This is a genomic window from Leisingera sp. ANG-M1, from assembly GCF_000813745.1.
GTDB lineage: Bacteria > Pseudomonadota > Alphaproteobacteria > Rhodobacterales > Rhodobacteraceae > Leisingera.
In genome coordinates this window covers 101,989-116,271 of sequence record NZ_JWLC01000019.1, presented here as the reverse complement: position 1 = coordinate 116,271, position 14,283 = coordinate 101,989, and the positions used below count along the sequence as shown (strand labels likewise).

13 protein-coding genes are annotated in these 14,283 nt (G+C 62.1%); 4 read left to right on the top strand and 9 right to left on the bottom strand.

Annotated elements, in window-relative coordinates:
• Positions 1-2: 2 nt before the first annotated feature.
• The 8 genes from RA19_RS16540 to RA19_RS16505 all read right to left on the bottom strand — a co-directional run bounded on the left by RA19_RS16540 (position 3) and on the right by RA19_RS16505 (position 10,191).
• A complete protein-coding gene (locus RA19_RS16540; protein ID WP_082020562.1) occupies positions 3-1,031 on the bottom strand; it encodes a GlxA family transcriptional regulator in 1,029 nt (342 codons plus the stop codon).
• Positions 998-2,140: a mandelate racemase/muconate lactonizing enzyme family protein gene (locus RA19_RS16535; protein WP_039164579.1), complete on the bottom strand. Its 1,143-nt coding sequence runs from the start codon at positions 2,138-2,140 to the stop codon at positions 998-1,000. The genes RA19_RS16540 and RA19_RS16535 overlap by 34 nt, the downstream gene beginning before the upstream one ends.
• A 72-nt stretch (positions 2,141-2,212) precedes the next feature.
• Positions 2,213-3,934, bottom strand: a complete 1,722-nt coding sequence (locus RA19_RS16530) for a hydantoinase B/oxoprolinase family protein (protein WP_052261842.1) — start codon at positions 3,932-3,934, stop codon at positions 2,213-2,215.
• Between the two features lie 12 nt (positions 3,935-3,946).
• Entirely contained in the window at positions 3,947-6,028 is a 2,082-nt protein-coding gene (locus RA19_RS16525) for a hydantoinase/oxoprolinase family protein (RefSeq protein WP_039164577.1), read from the bottom strand.
• Positions 6,029-6,243: 215 nt separating this feature from the next.
• Entirely contained in the window at positions 6,244-7,209 is a 966-nt protein-coding gene (speB, locus tag RA19_RS16520; protein ID WP_039164575.1) for an agmatinase, read from the bottom strand.
• A gap of 21 nt (positions 7,210-7,230) precedes the next feature.
• Positions 7,231-8,511: a TRAP transporter large permease gene (locus tag RA19_RS16515; protein ID WP_039164573.1), complete on the bottom strand. Its 1,281-nt coding sequence runs from the start codon at positions 8,509-8,511 to the stop codon at positions 7,231-7,233.
• Entirely contained in the window at positions 8,508-9,119 is a 612-nt protein-coding gene (locus RA19_RS16510) for a TRAP transporter small permease (RefSeq protein WP_039164571.1), read from the bottom strand. The genes RA19_RS16515 and RA19_RS16510 overlap by 4 nt, the downstream gene beginning before the upstream one ends.
• A 55-nt stretch (positions 9,120-9,174) precedes the next feature.
• Positions 9,175-10,191, bottom strand: coding sequence for a TRAP transporter substrate-binding protein (locus RA19_RS16505; RefSeq protein WP_039164681.1), 1,017 nt, complete (start codon positions 10,189-10,191; stop codon positions 9,175-9,177).
• 143 nt (positions 10,192-10,334) lie between these two features.
• Here RA19_RS16505 and RA19_RS16500 point away from each other — a divergent pair, with 143 nt between their 5' ends.
• Positions 10,335-11,246: a LysR family transcriptional regulator gene (locus RA19_RS16500; protein ID WP_039164569.1), complete on the top strand. Its 912-nt coding sequence runs from the start codon at positions 10,335-10,337 to the stop codon at positions 11,244-11,246.
• Between the two features lie 95 nt (positions 11,247-11,341).
• Here the strand turns inward: RA19_RS16500 and RA19_RS16495 are convergent, their stop codons facing one another.
• Complete coding sequence (locus RA19_RS16495; RefSeq protein WP_241479084.1) at positions 11,342-11,848, bottom strand: Lrp/AsnC family transcriptional regulator; 507 nt, start codon at positions 11,846-11,848, stop codon at positions 11,342-11,344.
• Positions 11,849-12,299: 451 nt separating this feature from the next.
• Here RA19_RS16495 and RA19_RS16490 point away from each other — a divergent pair, with 451 nt between their 5' ends.
• From RA19_RS16490 to RA19_RS16480, 3 genes are read left to right on the top strand one after another with little or no spacing between them, the layout of a single operon-like run.
• Positions 12,300-13,403, top strand: coding sequence for an aromatic ring-hydroxylating oxygenase subunit alpha (locus RA19_RS16490; RefSeq protein ID WP_039164565.1), 1,104 nt, complete (start codon positions 12,300-12,302; stop codon positions 13,401-13,403).
• A gap of 19 nt (positions 13,404-13,422) precedes the next feature.
• Positions 13,423-13,860: a lactoylglutathione lyase gene (gloA, locus tag RA19_RS16485; protein ID WP_039164564.1), complete on the top strand. Its 438-nt coding sequence runs from the start codon at positions 13,423-13,425 to the stop codon at positions 13,858-13,860.
• Positions 13,861-13,863: 3 nt separating this feature from the next.
• Complete coding sequence (locus tag RA19_RS16480; protein WP_039130679.1) at positions 13,864-14,262, top strand: cupin domain-containing protein; 399 nt, start codon at positions 13,864-13,866, stop codon at positions 14,260-14,262.
• Positions 14,263-14,283: the final 21 nt, after the last annotated feature.

Sequence of the window (14,283 nt, the reverse complement as noted above, 5' to 3'; positions counted from 1 at the left end):
GATCAAAGGTCCTTGTCATGACTGGCAGCCGCCGCAGCAAAGGCCCGGCGCTCTTCCAGCGGGGTGGAGCCAAACTGCTGCACGTACCATTTGGCGAGATAAGATGAGGAGGAAAACCCGCAGGCCAGCGCGGTTTCAAATACCGGCAGATCGGTCTGCCGGATCAGCGACCGCGCCAGGCGCAAGCGGCATTCCAGATAATAGCGTTTCGGGCTGCGCCCCAAGTGGGCGTGGAACAGCCGGTCCAAATGCCGCTGCGACAGGCCGGTGGCGACGGCGATTTCCGGCAGCGGAATCGGGTCTTCCAGGTTGCGTTCCATGATCTGCACCGCTTTGCGTACATGCGGGTTGGTGATGCCCAGCCTGCGCCGCTGATTCAGTGCGGCAGCTGCCGCGGGGGAGCGGATGGCGTCATGCAGCAGCTGCTCGGCCACCTTGTTGGCGAGGTCGATGCCATGTGCGGCCGCCACAAAGGTCAGCGTCAGATCCACCACCGCGGTACCGCCGGAGCAGGTGAACACCGGCCCGTCGGTTTCAAAAATCGCCTCGGTCACATTCAGGTCCGGGAAGGTCTCCCGGAACGGCGCCCGGTCCTCCCAGTGGATAGTGCAGCGGCGCCCCTCCAAGAGCCCCGCCCGCGCCAGCACCCAGCTGCCGGTGGAGACCGCCCCGACACTGGTGCCCCCGGCCTTGACCCGTCGCAGCCAGGCCAGCACCTCGGACGTGGCCTGCTGGTGGCCGTCGATGCCGCAGCAGACAATGGCGGTAGAGAGATAGGGCGCGTCCTTGAGACTGTAGTCCGCCTGCACGTTCAGCCCGTTCATTGATTGCACCATGCCATCCTGCTGGCTGATGGTGCACCAAGAGTACAGTTGCCGGCCGCCGACGTAATTCGCCAATGCCAGCACGTCGATCGCCGCCGAGACCGACAGCATTGGATGGCCCGGGCACAGCAGGAAGCCGAACATCTCGCTGCTGCCGGCCAGTCCCGCCGCCATCAGCTTGCCCCGCCCAATTGCCGTTCGATCCATTGCACCGCAGTCAAGGCCCGCTGTTCCAGTGCGGTCAGATTGACATTTACACCCAGGCCGGGGCGGGCCGGCAGCTGCGCGGCACTCTCCACAATCATGATCCCGGTATCAATCAACCCATCCGTTGCGGCATCAAAATGCGGAAAGTGCTCGGAGATCCTGCAATTGCTGCTGCAGGCCGCCGCATGCAGCATTGCGGCCATCGCAATGCCGGAGCTGTTGTAATTATGCGGGGTGACCTCCACCGAAAGAGCGGCAGCCATCGCCGCAATCTCGGTGAACTCCAGGATGCCGCCGCAAGCAGCGATATCCGGGTTCAGAATATTGGCCGCCCGATGCTGCAGCAGATCGGCAAAGGCCGTTTTGCCGGCCAGCCGCTCGCCGCTGACCACCGGCAGGGGGATCTTGCCGGTTAGCTCCGCCAGCAGCCGCAGATCGCTGGAGTCCACCGGCTCTTCGAACCAAGCAATGTTATAGTCCCGGATGAGTTCTGCCAGATCCAGAGCGGCTTGCGGGTCCGGCTGGCCGCTGAGGTCCACCATGATCTTGACGTCCGGCCCCAGCGCGGCACGCACTTCGCGGACCAGTTCCGCACCCGCCGCAACGCTGCCCTGCTGCATCGGGTAGATCTTGACCGCCTTGTAGCCTTTACCCGTCAGGGCCTGCGCGCGTCGAACCACGTCCGCCCCCGCCGGAGCGTATGCACTCCAGAAATTGGCATAAAGCGGCAAAGGATGCGCCGGCGACCCGCCCAGCAGCGTGCAGACCGGCGCGTTCAGATGCTGGCCAAGCGCGTCCCACAGGGCAATTTCAATGCCGCTGAAGGCACAAAGCAGGGAGAGGTCGGCGCGGTTCTCGGAGAACTCCCGCAATGCAAACCGGCGCAAGCCCCGGATATCTGCAGCGTCGCGTCCAGTCAGCAGATGGGCGAACTCCATGACCTGCACCGCCAGCGCCCCGATACGGTTGTCGAGCGCATAGACCTCGCCCCAGCCGGTGATGCCGGCATCGGTTTCAAGCCGCACAAACAAGAATGGCTTGATCTCCGCCCAGCCGTCGGGGCTGGGCATGCCGGGCAGGATATAGGGGGAGATCGAGGTGATTTTCATTCTGCACCGCTGCTGATGGGAAGAGCCGGGGCGGCATGCGCCGCCGCCCCGGCCAGCATAGGTTTGCGCGCCTCAGCCCCGCAAGCTTTGCGTGGCTTGCGCATCCACCTCTCCGCCCGGGGTCAGGGCAACGCCATAGTCCCGCTGTGCGGCTTCGCGGCTCACCAGCCCCAGACGCACGTCTTCGGCCACTAGCTCCGCCGGTCGCTCCTTGGGATCCCCCAGACCGCCACCGCCGGGGGTGCGGAAGTCAAAGACTTCACCCGCGGGGATTTCCTGCTTGCCCTTGCCGTTCAGCATCTGCTCTGCGTGCATCAGGCGCAGCACCCCAGGCGCGCCGGACAGGCCCCCGTCGCGGCCAAGCGCCGGGAACTTCACACGGTCGACGGTGGCAAACAGGGTGATCGGCTGGTTCTCGCGGCTTTCCAGTTCGATGTTTTGGCCAAGACCGCCGCGGTACTTGCCCGCCCCGCCCGAGTCTGCGCGCAGCTCACGGCGGCGGAACAGCAAGGGCGCCACGCTCTCGGTGATCTCCACCTGCGCACCGTAAACGCCGCTTGGGAAGGCCGCCACCGACAGCCCGTCCTTGCCGGGCCGGGCGCCGGTGCCACCGTTGTGGGTTACCTCGACCGCATACTTTGTTGCCCCCTGGCCCTTGTTCATCTCGAACCCGCCGCGCAGCGGCAGGTCGTACATGCAGGAGGAACCTTCGGCCGGGATCCGGTCCGGAATCGCCTGATGCAGGCAGCCGTACATCAGATCCGGCATGATCTGCCCCAGAATATGCCGCTGCGCCACCGGCGCCGGGCGCGGTGCATTCAGAATGCAGCCCTCCTCCGGCGCGGTGATCTCGAAACAGCCCAAGGAGCCCGCGTTGTTCGGCACTTCAGGTGCAAAGATGCAGCGCAAGCCGAATACCGAATAGGCGGTGGCATAGTTCAAGGGCACGTTGATGCCATAGCGCGAACAGGGCGAGGAGCCGCCGAAATCAACCTTCAGCTTGCTGCCCTCGACGGTCATGGTGGCCACCATGTCGATCTCGAAATCATAGCCATCCACCCGCATGGTGTAGGTGTAGGTGCCGTCCGGCACCTCGGCGATGGCGGCTTCGGTGATGCGCCGCGAGGTGTCAAAGATATACGCGCCCACCCGGTCCAGCGAGGTGATCTCCAGCTCCTTCATCATCGCCGCCAGCCGGGCCGAGGCCACGTCGCAGCAGGCAATCAGCGCATAGACGTCGCCCTCGTTCTGGAACGGCGCGCGCGAGTTCGACTTGATCAGCGCCAGCAGGGTCTCGTTCATAGCACCGGCATCGACCAGCTTGATCGGCGGGATCAACAGGCCCTCGTCATAAACATCCGATCCATCCGGCCCCATGCCAAGCCCGCCAAGGTCGACCAGATGCGAGGTGCAGGAGACCATGCCGACCAGCTTGCCGTCCAGAAACGACGGCTGCACCAGCACAAAATCATTGAGGTGCCCCGACCCCAGCCAGGGATCGTTGGTCAGATAGGTATCGCCTTCGGCCATGGTCTCGGGCGGAAAATACTCGGTGAAGTATTTCACCGATTCCGCCATTGTGTTGATGTGCCCTGGCGTGCCGGTCACCGCCTGGGCCAGCATCCGGCCCTGCACGTCGAAGACGCCGGCGGAAATATCGCCGCTTTCACGCACGATGGGGCTGAAGGCGGTGTGCATCAGCGCCTGCGCCTGCTCGTCCACCACCGATTGCAGGCGGTTCCACATCACCTGCAGCTCGATCTCGGCGGCAGCGGAGTTCTGGGTCTCGGTCATGTCTGTTCCTCCTCAGCCGATCCGGGTGATGACAATATTTTCTGCGGTGTCGATCACCGCCTCGAAACCGTGGTCCACCAGCGTTGTGGTCTGTGCCTCGGCAATCAGGGCCGGGCCTTGCACCCGGTCGCCCACGGCCAGATCCGCGCGGGTGAAGGTGGCGATGGTGATCATCGCCTCATCCCGGCGCGAGTAGACCTTGGCCTCGCCGCTGGGCGGTGCATCGCGGGTTTCGGTCGGCAGGCTGGCTGCGGCAGGAGGCGTGGATTTGGTGGCCGCCACAAACGCCCAGTTGATGATCTCGATATCGACGCCGGGCACCAGCCGGCCGAACATCTCCAGATACATGTCTTCAAAGTTGCGCCGCAGGACCTCGCCGGTTTCCGCGGTAACCGGACCTGTCGGCACCGCCACCTCCAGCTCGTGTCCCTGCCCGTCATAGCGCATGAAGGCCACGCGTCTTTCGTCCAGTTCACCGTCCCGTGCACCCGCGCGCACAATACCGCGGGCTTCCGCCTCCATATCCGCGATCAACTGTGAGACCGCGTCCACGTCAAATGCGCTCGGGCGGCAGTAGAGCGAGCGGATAATTTCATAAGACACCGGCGCGCTGAGGAAGCCAATGGCCGAGCCCACCCCCGGCGAGCGCGGGATGATCACCCGGTCGATGCCGGTCTTGTTGGCAATGCGGCTGGCATGCAGCGGGCCGTTGCCGCCGGTGGCGATCAGGGTGCCGCCCGCTACCTCCTGGCCCCATTCAGCGGCATGGACGCGGGCGGCATTGGCCATGCTTTCATCCACCAGCTGCGAAATCCCATAGGCCGCGACGGTTGCTTCAAAGCCCAGCGGCGCGCCAATCTGCTCTGCCACCGCGTTCACCGCGCCGCTGCGGTCCAGCCGGAACCGGCCCTCGGCAAAGTTGTCCGGGTCCAGATAGCCAAGAACCAGGTCGCTGTCGGTTACCGTCGGCAGCGTGCCGCCCTTGCCATAGCATACCGGCCCGGGGTCAGAACTTGCACTGTCCGGTCCCACGGCAATGCGTCCCAGCGCATCAATGCGGGCAATCGAACCGCCGCCGGCGCCGATCTCGATCATCTCGATCACCGGAATGCGTACCGGCAGGCCAGACCCCTTGATGAACCGCGCCGCACGGGCGATTTCGAACTGGCGCGAGCGGTGCGGCTTGTAATTCTCGATCAGGCACAACTTGGCAGTAGTGCCACCCATGTCAAAGGCCACTACCTTTTCCACGCCGCATTGCTCGGCCACTTGGCAGGCCAGGATCGCCCCGCCCGAGGGTCCCGACTCCACCAGCCGGATCGGCGCTTGGATCGCGGTCTCCAACGTGGTCATGCCACCGCCCGAGGTCATGATGAACAGCGAGGCCTCCAGCCCCTCATCCTCAATCGCCCCCGACAGCCCGGTCAGATAAGCGCTCATCAGCGGTTTGATGTAGGCATTGCCGATGGCGGTGCAGGCGCGGTCATATTCGCGGATTTCCGGACAAACATCCGAGGACAGCGTCACCGAGACCTCTGGGCAGGCCGCCTGCAGCAGATCCCGCACCCGCCGCTCGTGGGCTGGGTTCAAGTAGGAGTGCAGCAGGCAAACCGCAACGCTTTCAATACCTTGCACGCGGATCTCCTTGATCACCGGCTGCAGGCTCGCCTCATCCAGCGGGCTGATCACCGCGCCGGTGGCATCCATCCTTTCCGCCACCGTCCAGCAATGATCGCGGCCCACCAGCATCTCGGGCTTGTCGATCATCAGGTCATACTGGTCATACCGCCGCTCATAAGCAATCTCGAGGATGTCGCGGAAGCCCTTGGTGGTGATGAAACCGGTCCTGGCCCCCTTGCGCTCAATCAGCGCGTTTGAGGCCAGGGTGGTGCCGTGAATGATGGTGCCGATTTGGCTTGGAGAAATACCCGCGCTCTCGACGACCGAGCGGATACCGTTCAGCACGCCTTCGATCGGCTGCGCCGGAGTGGTCAGCGTCTTGGCTGTGACCAGACGCCCCTCCAAATCCAATGCCACATCGGTAAATGTGCCGCCAATATCCACCGCCAGGCGGCCCGGTTTGCGTTCGCTCACCTGTTGCTCCTCTCAAAGATTGCATGGGCAAATCAGATTGCCGTTCCATCAATTCTTGGGAGAGAGCTGGGATCAAAGGAGCGATTTTTTCGCCATCATTCCGCGAGGTTTTGGCCAAAACGCCAAACCAAACAAAAACACCTGGCACGCCAATGGGAGAGGGGCGTGCCAGGTTTTCCGCTTCCTTGCGAATGCAAGGGTAAGCGGGAGGAGACTTATTTCTTGTTGTGGAAGATGAAGCCGATGAAGTTCAGCAGCAGCTGCGCCGCCAGGATCTGGGTGCTTTCGGCCGGGTCATAGGCCGGTGCCACTTCCACCAGGTCGATGCCAACCACGTCACCGCGCTTAGACAGCCCCTGCAGGATTTCCAGCACATCGTAATACTGGAAACCGCCGTGGCTCGGGGTGCCGGTGCCGGGCGCAATCGAGGGGCAGAAGGCGTCGATGTCGATGGTCACGTAATAACGCGCGCCTTCGGGGATGCGGTCCAGCACCGCGTCCGTGCCCAGCTTGCGCACCTGCCGCACCGACAGGATGTCCGAGCCGCGCTCGCGGGCGTCGATGTAGCCTTCTTTGGCTGTGGAAGAGACGTTGCGGATGCCCAGCTGGGTCATGCCGGAGACATAGTCTTTCTCAATCGCGCGGCGCATCGGGTTGCCGTGGCCATCGGTGACACCCTTGCGCTCGTCAACAAAGTCCAGATGCGCGTCGATCTGGATCACATGGATCGGACCGTTCTTGGCGCAGTCTTCCTTGTAAGCGTTGATGCAGGGGATGTTGACCGAGTGGTCGCCGCCGATGGTCACCGGAATGGCGCCCGCACCCAGGATCTTCTTGACGCCGTATTCGATGTTGGCGTGGCTTTCCTCGGTCTTGGTGTGGATGATATCGGCGTCGCCCAAGTCAACAATCCGCACCTCCTCGCCCAGATAGGTGGCATCATCCTCGTGGTCATAGGCGCCGGCGTGGCCGAAGCTGAACAGTGTCGAGGCCTCACGCACCGCCCGCGGGCCGAAACGCGCGCCGGAGCGGAATTGGCAGCCAAAGTCAAACGGCGCGCCCAGGATGGCGACGTCGGCGTTGATGTTGTCCCAGTCCTCGACGTAGGGCTTCTTGCCGAAGGTGGCGATGCCAACAAAGGGCAGGTTCAGGCGGCCGGATTCGTAACCGTGTCCAGACATGTTTCTCTCCAGTTTCTTGTTTTAGCGGTAAGCCAGTTCCGGCAGGAACAGAGCGATTTGCGGGAAGGCGACCAGCAGCCCGGTCACGATCAGAAGGATGATGAGGAAGGGTGGCACACCGCGTACCACTTCGACAAACGGTCTGCGGAAGACTGCGATGGCGGTGAACAGGTTGCAACCGAAAGGCGGGGTTGCGGCACCGATGGCCACCTGCAGGGTGATCAGCACGCCGACCAGCACCGGATCGAGGCCAGCCGCTTTGATCATCGGTGCGAAGATCGGCACCAGGATCAGGATCACCACAATCGAGTCCACGAACATGCAGCCCACGAAGAAGGCCACGTTCACGGCCAGGAGAACCATCAGCGGCCCGGCATCGTTCAGCCCCAGCGAGGCAATGATCTGCTGCGGCACCTGGGCAAAGCTCAGCGTCCAGCTGAAGGCCGCGCCTGCCGCGATCAGGATGAACACCACTGAGGTGATAGCACCGGTTGACAGAGCAATGTCCCAAAGATCGCGCAAGCGGACCGAGCGGAAGATCAGCACCTCAAGTACAGCAGCATAAAGCACACAGATCGCGGCAGCTTCGGTCGGCGAGAACACCCCGCCATAGATGCCGCCGACGATGATCGCCGGAAAGCCCATCGGCCACAGTGCCCGGCGCATGGCGGTGAAGCGCTGGCCCCACCCTTCGCGCGGCAGCACAGGGATGTCGTGGCGATAGGCGTAATACATGCAATAGGCCGAAAACAGCGCCACGATCAGCAGCCCCGGCACGATGCCGGCGATGAACAACTGCGAGATCGAGGTGCCCGACACCACGCCATAGATGATCATGCCGATCGACGGCGGGATCAGATAGGCAAGGTCAGCCGCATTCACGATCAGACCGATGGCAAAGCTGTCCTTGTAGCCCGATTTCAGCATCCTGGGCCGCATCGCGCCGCCGATCGCCACCACGGTGGCCTGGGTCGAGCCGCAGACCGCGCCGAAAAGCGCGCAGGCCGAGGTCACCGAGATCGCCAGCCCGCCCTTGATATGGCCCATGAAGCTCATCACGACGTCGATCAGCCGGTTGGCGGAATGGCCGCGGGTGATGATGTCAGCGGCCAGGATGAACATCGGCACCGCAATCAGCGCAGAGGGCTTCACCCCGCCGATCATCTGCTGGATCAGGATCTGCATGTTCATGGTCGGGAAGTAGACCAGGAAGCCCAGCACCGCGGCCGAGATCAGCGGCATCTTCATCGGGAACCCTGCCAGCAAGAGCAGGATCATGACAGCAAGCATCAGTTCGGTCATTGCTTTTCCTCCCCGCCAGCAGTTTCTTCATGGCGTTGAATGGCGGCGGCGGTTTCCGGATCTTCGTAGCTGTCCACCTCCAGGTAGGAGACATAGATCTCCTCCTCGGCGAAATTCAGGTTGCGCAGCGCGGTCAGCAGATACTGGAACGAGGTTAGCGCCAGCCCGATCACCACCCAGACGTAAGTCAGGTACAGCGGCACCTGCAGCGCCGGGGTGATGCGGCCGCGGCTGGCGACCTTCTGCACATATTCCAGCGCGTACCAGGCCAGCAGCGCCATCATCACCGCGGTGGTCGCGGCAATAACCACCATCAGCCCCTTGCGCATTTTCACCGGAAGCGCGTCATAGATCGCGGACATGCGGATGTGGATGCCCTTGCGGGTGGCATAGCCAAGCCCCATGAAGGTGACGATGACAATCAGGAACTCGTTCAGTTCTTCAGAGAAATAGATCGACTGGTTGAACACATAGCGGCCAAAGACATTGGCGATTGTGTTGGCAGCCATCAGGATGATCCCCCAGCCCAGGATCCAGACCTCGATACGCCCGATGGCACCGTCAATCTTTCCCAGAAAGCCGAAGGGAGCGGAATTGCCGTCTTGCATGATATCCTCCCTTGGTGCGGCCCCGCACAAATGCGCGCGAGGCCTGAAAGCGGGATCAGTTGCCCGCCAGCTCTGCCTGCAGCGCGTCCAGCAGCTCCTGGCCGCGGGCGCCTGCGGTCTCAACATAAGCCGCGGCAGTGTCGCCCGAACGGGCACGGAAGACGTCACGCTCTTCTTCGGTCAGAACCACCAGGCCGATGTCCGGCTTGGCTGCCTTGATCACGTCCAGGCGGGCCTGGTTGAAGTCGGTGACCACGCCGTCAATGAAGCCGGTCATATCCGCCATGGTGTCACGCACCAGTTGCTGGCGCTCCGGGGTCAGGGTGGCAAACCAGTCGGAGCCTGCGACAACGGTGGTGACCAGTTCCTGCTCGCCAGCCCAGATCAGGTGGCTGGTGACTTCATAGAACTTCATTTCCTCAATGGTCGGGATCGGGTTCACCTGGCCGTCGACTGCACCCAGCTGCAGCGCACCGAACACTTCGCCAAACGGCAGCGGAGTCGGGCTCGCGCCCATGTTTTTATATGTTTCCAGCAGGATCGGCGACACCATCACCCGCATCTTGAAGTTCTCAAAATCCTCCGGGGTCCGGATCTCGCGGTTGGTGGTCCAGACCTGCGGGCCTTCAGAATACATAGTCATCACTTCCAGGCCGCGCTTCTGGAAGTCCGCATTCAGGTCACCATAGATGGTGTCCGAGCTGCTGAGGATCTTCGAGATCGCTGCTGGATCAGAGGGCAGCAGGTAAGGCAGCAGGAACACCTGGCTTTCCGGTACAATGGTGCCGAGGTTGCCGATCGAGACGTTGGTCAGCTGGATGATGCCATCGGCAGCCTGCTCGACGGTCTCGGTCGGGGTGCCCAGTGTGCCCATCGGATAGACGGTCACGGTCACATCGCCGTCGGTCGCCGCCTCAATGCGCTTTTTGAACTCCTGCGCATAGGCATCCATGATCGAGCCCGGAATCTCCTCGATGGCGAATTTCCAGTCTTCGGCAAACACAGCCGCCGGCGCCAGGCTCAGCAGCGCCGCGGCAGCGGTGGCTTTCAGGGTTTTCAAGGTAAAGGCCATGCGGGTCTCCTCCCAGTTGGCATGGTTGACAAAGGTCGGAGAACAGATCAGCACAGGCTGATGCATGAAAAAATATTACATTGATTATCTTCACATGAGGAAGATTTATGTAATAGCCGCTGACCGCCAAAAGGAGGCGCGCCATGAAACTGCTGCGCAACACACTGCTGGAAACCTTTGTCACCGTAGTGGAATGCGGCGGCTTTTCCGATGCGCAATATGCACTTGGGATCACCCAGTCCGCCATCAGCATCCGCATCCGCGATCTGGAGACCTCGCTGGGCTACCGGGTCTGCGAACGCGGCCGCGGCGGCTTCCGCCTGACCGAACGCGGCGAGATCGCTTATCAGAAAGCCCGCGACATATTGCGCAGCGCCCGTGATTTCGACGCTGAACTGCTGGAATTGCGCGACGCAGTGACCGGCGACCTGCGCATCGGAATGGTGGATGCGGTCAACAGCCTGCCCGGGCTCAATCTTTCCCAGGCGCTTCAGCGTTTCCTCGCCCGCCCAAACGAGGTCCGGCTGGAAATTGTCGTGGCCTCGCCTGCCGATCTGACCCAGCAGCTGATCACCGGCGAGCTGCACGCGGCCATCGCCCCGTTCCGCAACCAGATAGCCGATCTGGCCTATGAGGAGCTCTGCACCGAAGAACACTATCTCTACTGCGGCCGGACCCACCCGTTGTTCGCCCTGCCGGCTGCAGAGGTCAGCCCGCAGCAGGTGGCGACCTACCCGCTCTGCCAGCGTTCCTATGACATGCTGGTTTCCCCCGACCTCGGCAGCCCTGAACCTAAGGCAGTGGTCGCCAATATGGAGGCCATGGCCATGCTGATTGAAACCGGCCAGTACCTCGGCCCGCTGCCGGCGCATTATGCGCAGGCCTGGGTTGCCAGCGGCAAACTGCGCGAACTCCGCCATCCGCTGTTACGCTGGCATTCCCCCTTCTGCCTCGCCACCCGCCGCATCCAGGTGCACCGCCGGGCAGTTGAGCTGTTTGTTCAGGACGTGAAGGATTGCTGCCAATCCAGCCCAGCCGCCGGCGTGGAACCTTGACGCAACCGCGTCGGGCGTCAGCCCGGCGCTACGCCCAACTGTGAGGCATCTTGGAAAAGATGCAGCCACAGGTGGGAGCCCCCTGCCCCAAAATCTCAGCCGTCTGCCGGGCTGTCCTCCGGCATGTCGCGCTTCAACAGGAACTGGTTCTTGAAGTTCTGCAGCCCCAGCATGACATCGGCTTCGGCGATATCGCTGCTGCCGTGGATCTCATGCTCCAGGAACCGCTTCAGCGCATCGCCGTCGTCGCTCACCAGTTCGACAATCAGGTCATAACGCCCCGCCACCCACAGGATGAAGACCACCCGCGGATCCTTCTGCAGCCGGTCCGCCACCTGCCGCGGGGTGACACCCGAAGCAACATTGACGCCGATCATCGCGTCCGTGGTGTATTCCGTCGCCACCGGATCCGACATCGCCACAATCCGCAGCATGTTGTTCTCGCGCAGGCCGCTCACCCGGTTGCGGATGGTGCCTTCGGACACATCCAGCTTCTGGGCGATCTCCGAAAACGCCATCCGCCCGTCCTGCTGCAGCAGCCGGATGATCTGCTGGTTGAGGTCGTCTCCCGGCGACCGGATGCTTTGATTGGTCCGCTTCACGCGGGAGGAATTCTGCTGTTTTCCTGCCATCTGCCCTGCTGCTCGTCTGCTATTTCCGCAACCGAGATTACGCCAAGGCGCAGGAATCCGCAATTTGCCGCCCGGAAATCTTTCCAGCCGCCCATTTGTCAGCCGGATCAACCGGGCAGAAACCGGTAGGGAATCGCTTCAAAAATTGCGATTCCCGGAAAAACACACCCGCCAAACGTGCGAAATTCGAATTTCAACCTGGTGAAACTTGCCCCGCGCTCCTTGATTCACAGCCAATTTTTACGATTCATCACGAATATCGCAAAAAACTATTGCCAGACCGTGCGATTTTCGCAAACATCAACCCGGGCCCTGCGAAACCGGCCAAGGATCTGCACACAGGCCAGCCCGGAGCAGGGACACAATCCATGCGGAAGCCTTGGAAAGGCCCCCGCATGTGGCAGTGTCGAAGGGAGGAATAATGACAATTGCCGAGGAAAAGACAAAACTTGCCGAAGGGCCGGAACACGGGCTGACCGCCGAGGCATACCGCAGCGAGGAGTTCTGGCAGAAGGAATGCCAGACCGTGCTGTCCAAGAACTGGGTGTTCATCGGGTTCGCCCATCAAGTGGCCGATCCGGGAGACGCCCACCCGGTTAGCTGCGCCGGCCTGCCGCTGCTGACGGTGCGCGGCCAGGACGGCGGCATCCAGGTGTTTCACAACGTCTGCCTGCACCGCTGCATGACCCTGGTCGACAAGCCCAAGAATGTCGGCAAGCTGATCCGCTGCCCCTATCACGCCTGGGCCTATGATCTGGAAGGCCGGCTGCGTGCCGCGCCGCATTTCGCCGGCACCGGCAAGCAGGAGTTCGACGGTTTCGACCTGAAGGAACACCGCCTAAAGCCGGTCCGCACCCATGTCTGGCAAGACTGGATCTTCGTCAATCTGGACGGCAACGCGCCCGAGTTTGAAGATTACGCCGCGCCGCTGATCAGCCGCCTGGAGGGCATCAACTACGATAAGCTGGAGCCGATCGGCCTGCTCGATTTCGGCGAGATCGACACCAACTGGAAACTGATCATGGAGAACTTCATTGAGCCCTACCATGTCCAGTTCGTGCATTCCTCGACCACCGACCAGCCGCTGGAGGATCATTACACCATCACCGACGGCAACTGCCTCGGCAGCGCGGTAGACCTGAAGGAAGAGGTCGGTACCGCAGGCAGCCTTGCGGTCAGCTCGCGCTATCTGACGCTCTATCCCAACTTCATCCTGGGCCGCTATTTCCCGGATCAGCTGGGAGTCTACCTGAACGTGCCCGTCGGTCCCGGCAAGATGCGCCAGTACCGCGCGCTTTATACCACCGAGGGGCAGGAATTGAGCGCAGAGGAAATCCAGGGCCTGAAGGACCTGTGGTGGGACGTCCACAAGGAAGACCACGAGATGGTCGAACGCATGTACGAGGGCCGCAAGTCCCCGGTTGCCAATGACGGCGGGCTGCTGTCGCCGGCCTGGGAAGACAGTGTCCGCGCCTTCCAGGACATGATCGAACGCGACATCGCCACTGCTCCGGCAAACGCCTGAACCAAGAGGAAGACGACACATGAGTGAACCCATTTCCAAGGGTTTCCGCCTGGCCCACACGATGATGCGGGTGATGGACATGGAGAAATCGCTGGAATTCTACTGCGGAATTCTGGGCATGGAGGTGCTGCGCCGCACCGACTACCCCGAAGGCAAATTCACCAACACCTTCATCGGCTACGGCCCGGAGGCGGAATCCCCTACGCTAGAGCTGACTGCGAACTGGGATCAGAAAGAGCCTTACGACAAGGGCAACGGCTGGGGCCACATCTGCATCGAAACCCCGGACGTCTATGCCGCCTGTGAGCAGCTGGCAGCGGCCGGCGTCAACATCACCCGCCCGCCGGGACCGATGAAGAACGGCACCCGGATCATCGCCTTCTGCGAAGATCCGGACGGCTACAAGGTCGAACTGAACGAAAGCATTCTGAAACACCTGGCCAGCGAGGGGAAGTAACCCATGGGCGATCAACCGCAGCTTTTCAAATTCGACCTGGTCCAGGAGCGCTATGACTCCATGGGCGACAGCGACACCTACATCAAGCCGATGGTCACCAGCGAATTCAGCAAGTCCATGTGCGGCGGCATCAATGTTCTGAATAACATCAAGGTGCCGTGGGACCTGACCTGCGACGAGATCATCTACTGCCTGGAGGGCACCTTCCGGCTGGTCTGCGACGGCAAGGAATACATCTGCAACCGCGGCGACGTGCTGTTTGTGCCCAAGGACAACCACATCTCTTATGAGGCGGACGGCAAATGCGTGATCTTCTACGCCGCCTATCCGCACAACTGGAAACAGCTGGCCGGGATCACCGAGGTCCCGGGCATCGACCCGTCGGACTTTGTCCCGGGCTAAGAAACGCCGCTCCTGGCGACT

Coding starts and splice junctions, on each gene's coding strand:
- RA19_RS16530 (WP_052261842.1), bottom strand. CDS start 3,934: ATGACCGAGACCCAGAACTCCGCTGCCGCCGAGATCGAGCTGCAGGTG.
- RA19_RS16480 (WP_039130679.1), top strand. CDS start 13,864: ATGGGCGATCAACCGCAGCTTTTCAAATTCGACCTGGTCCAGGAGCGC.
- RA19_RS16505 (WP_039164681.1), bottom strand. CDS start 10,191: ATGGCCTTTACCTTGAAAACCCTGAAAGCCACCGCTGCCGCGGCGCTG.
- RA19_RS16535 (WP_039164579.1), bottom strand. CDS start 2,140: ATGAAAATCACCTCGATCTCCCCCTATATCCTGCCCGGCATGCCCAGC.
- speB (WP_039164575.1), bottom strand. CDS start 7,209: ATGTCTGGACACGGTTACGAATCCGGCCGCCTGAACCTGCCCTTTGTT.
- RA19_RS16500 (WP_039164569.1), top strand. CDS start 10,335: ATGAAACTGCTGCGCAACACACTGCTGGAAACCTTTGTCACCGTAGTG.
- RA19_RS16515 (WP_039164573.1), bottom strand. CDS start 8,511: ATGACCGAACTGATGCTTGCTGTCATGATCCTGCTCTTGCTGGCAGGG.
- gloA (WP_039164564.1), top strand. CDS start 13,423: ATGAGTGAACCCATTTCCAAGGGTTTCCGCCTGGCCCACACGATGATG.
- RA19_RS16490 (WP_039164565.1), top strand. CDS start 12,300: ATGACAATTGCCGAGGAAAAGACAAAACTTGCCGAAGGGCCGGAACAC.
- RA19_RS16540 (WP_082020562.1), bottom strand. CDS start 1,031: ATGGATCGAACGGCAATTGGGCGGGGCAAGCTGATGGCGGCGGGACTG.
- RA19_RS16510 (WP_039164571.1), bottom strand. CDS start 9,119: ATGCAAGACGGCAATTCCGCTCCCTTCGGCTTTCTGGGAAAGATTGAC.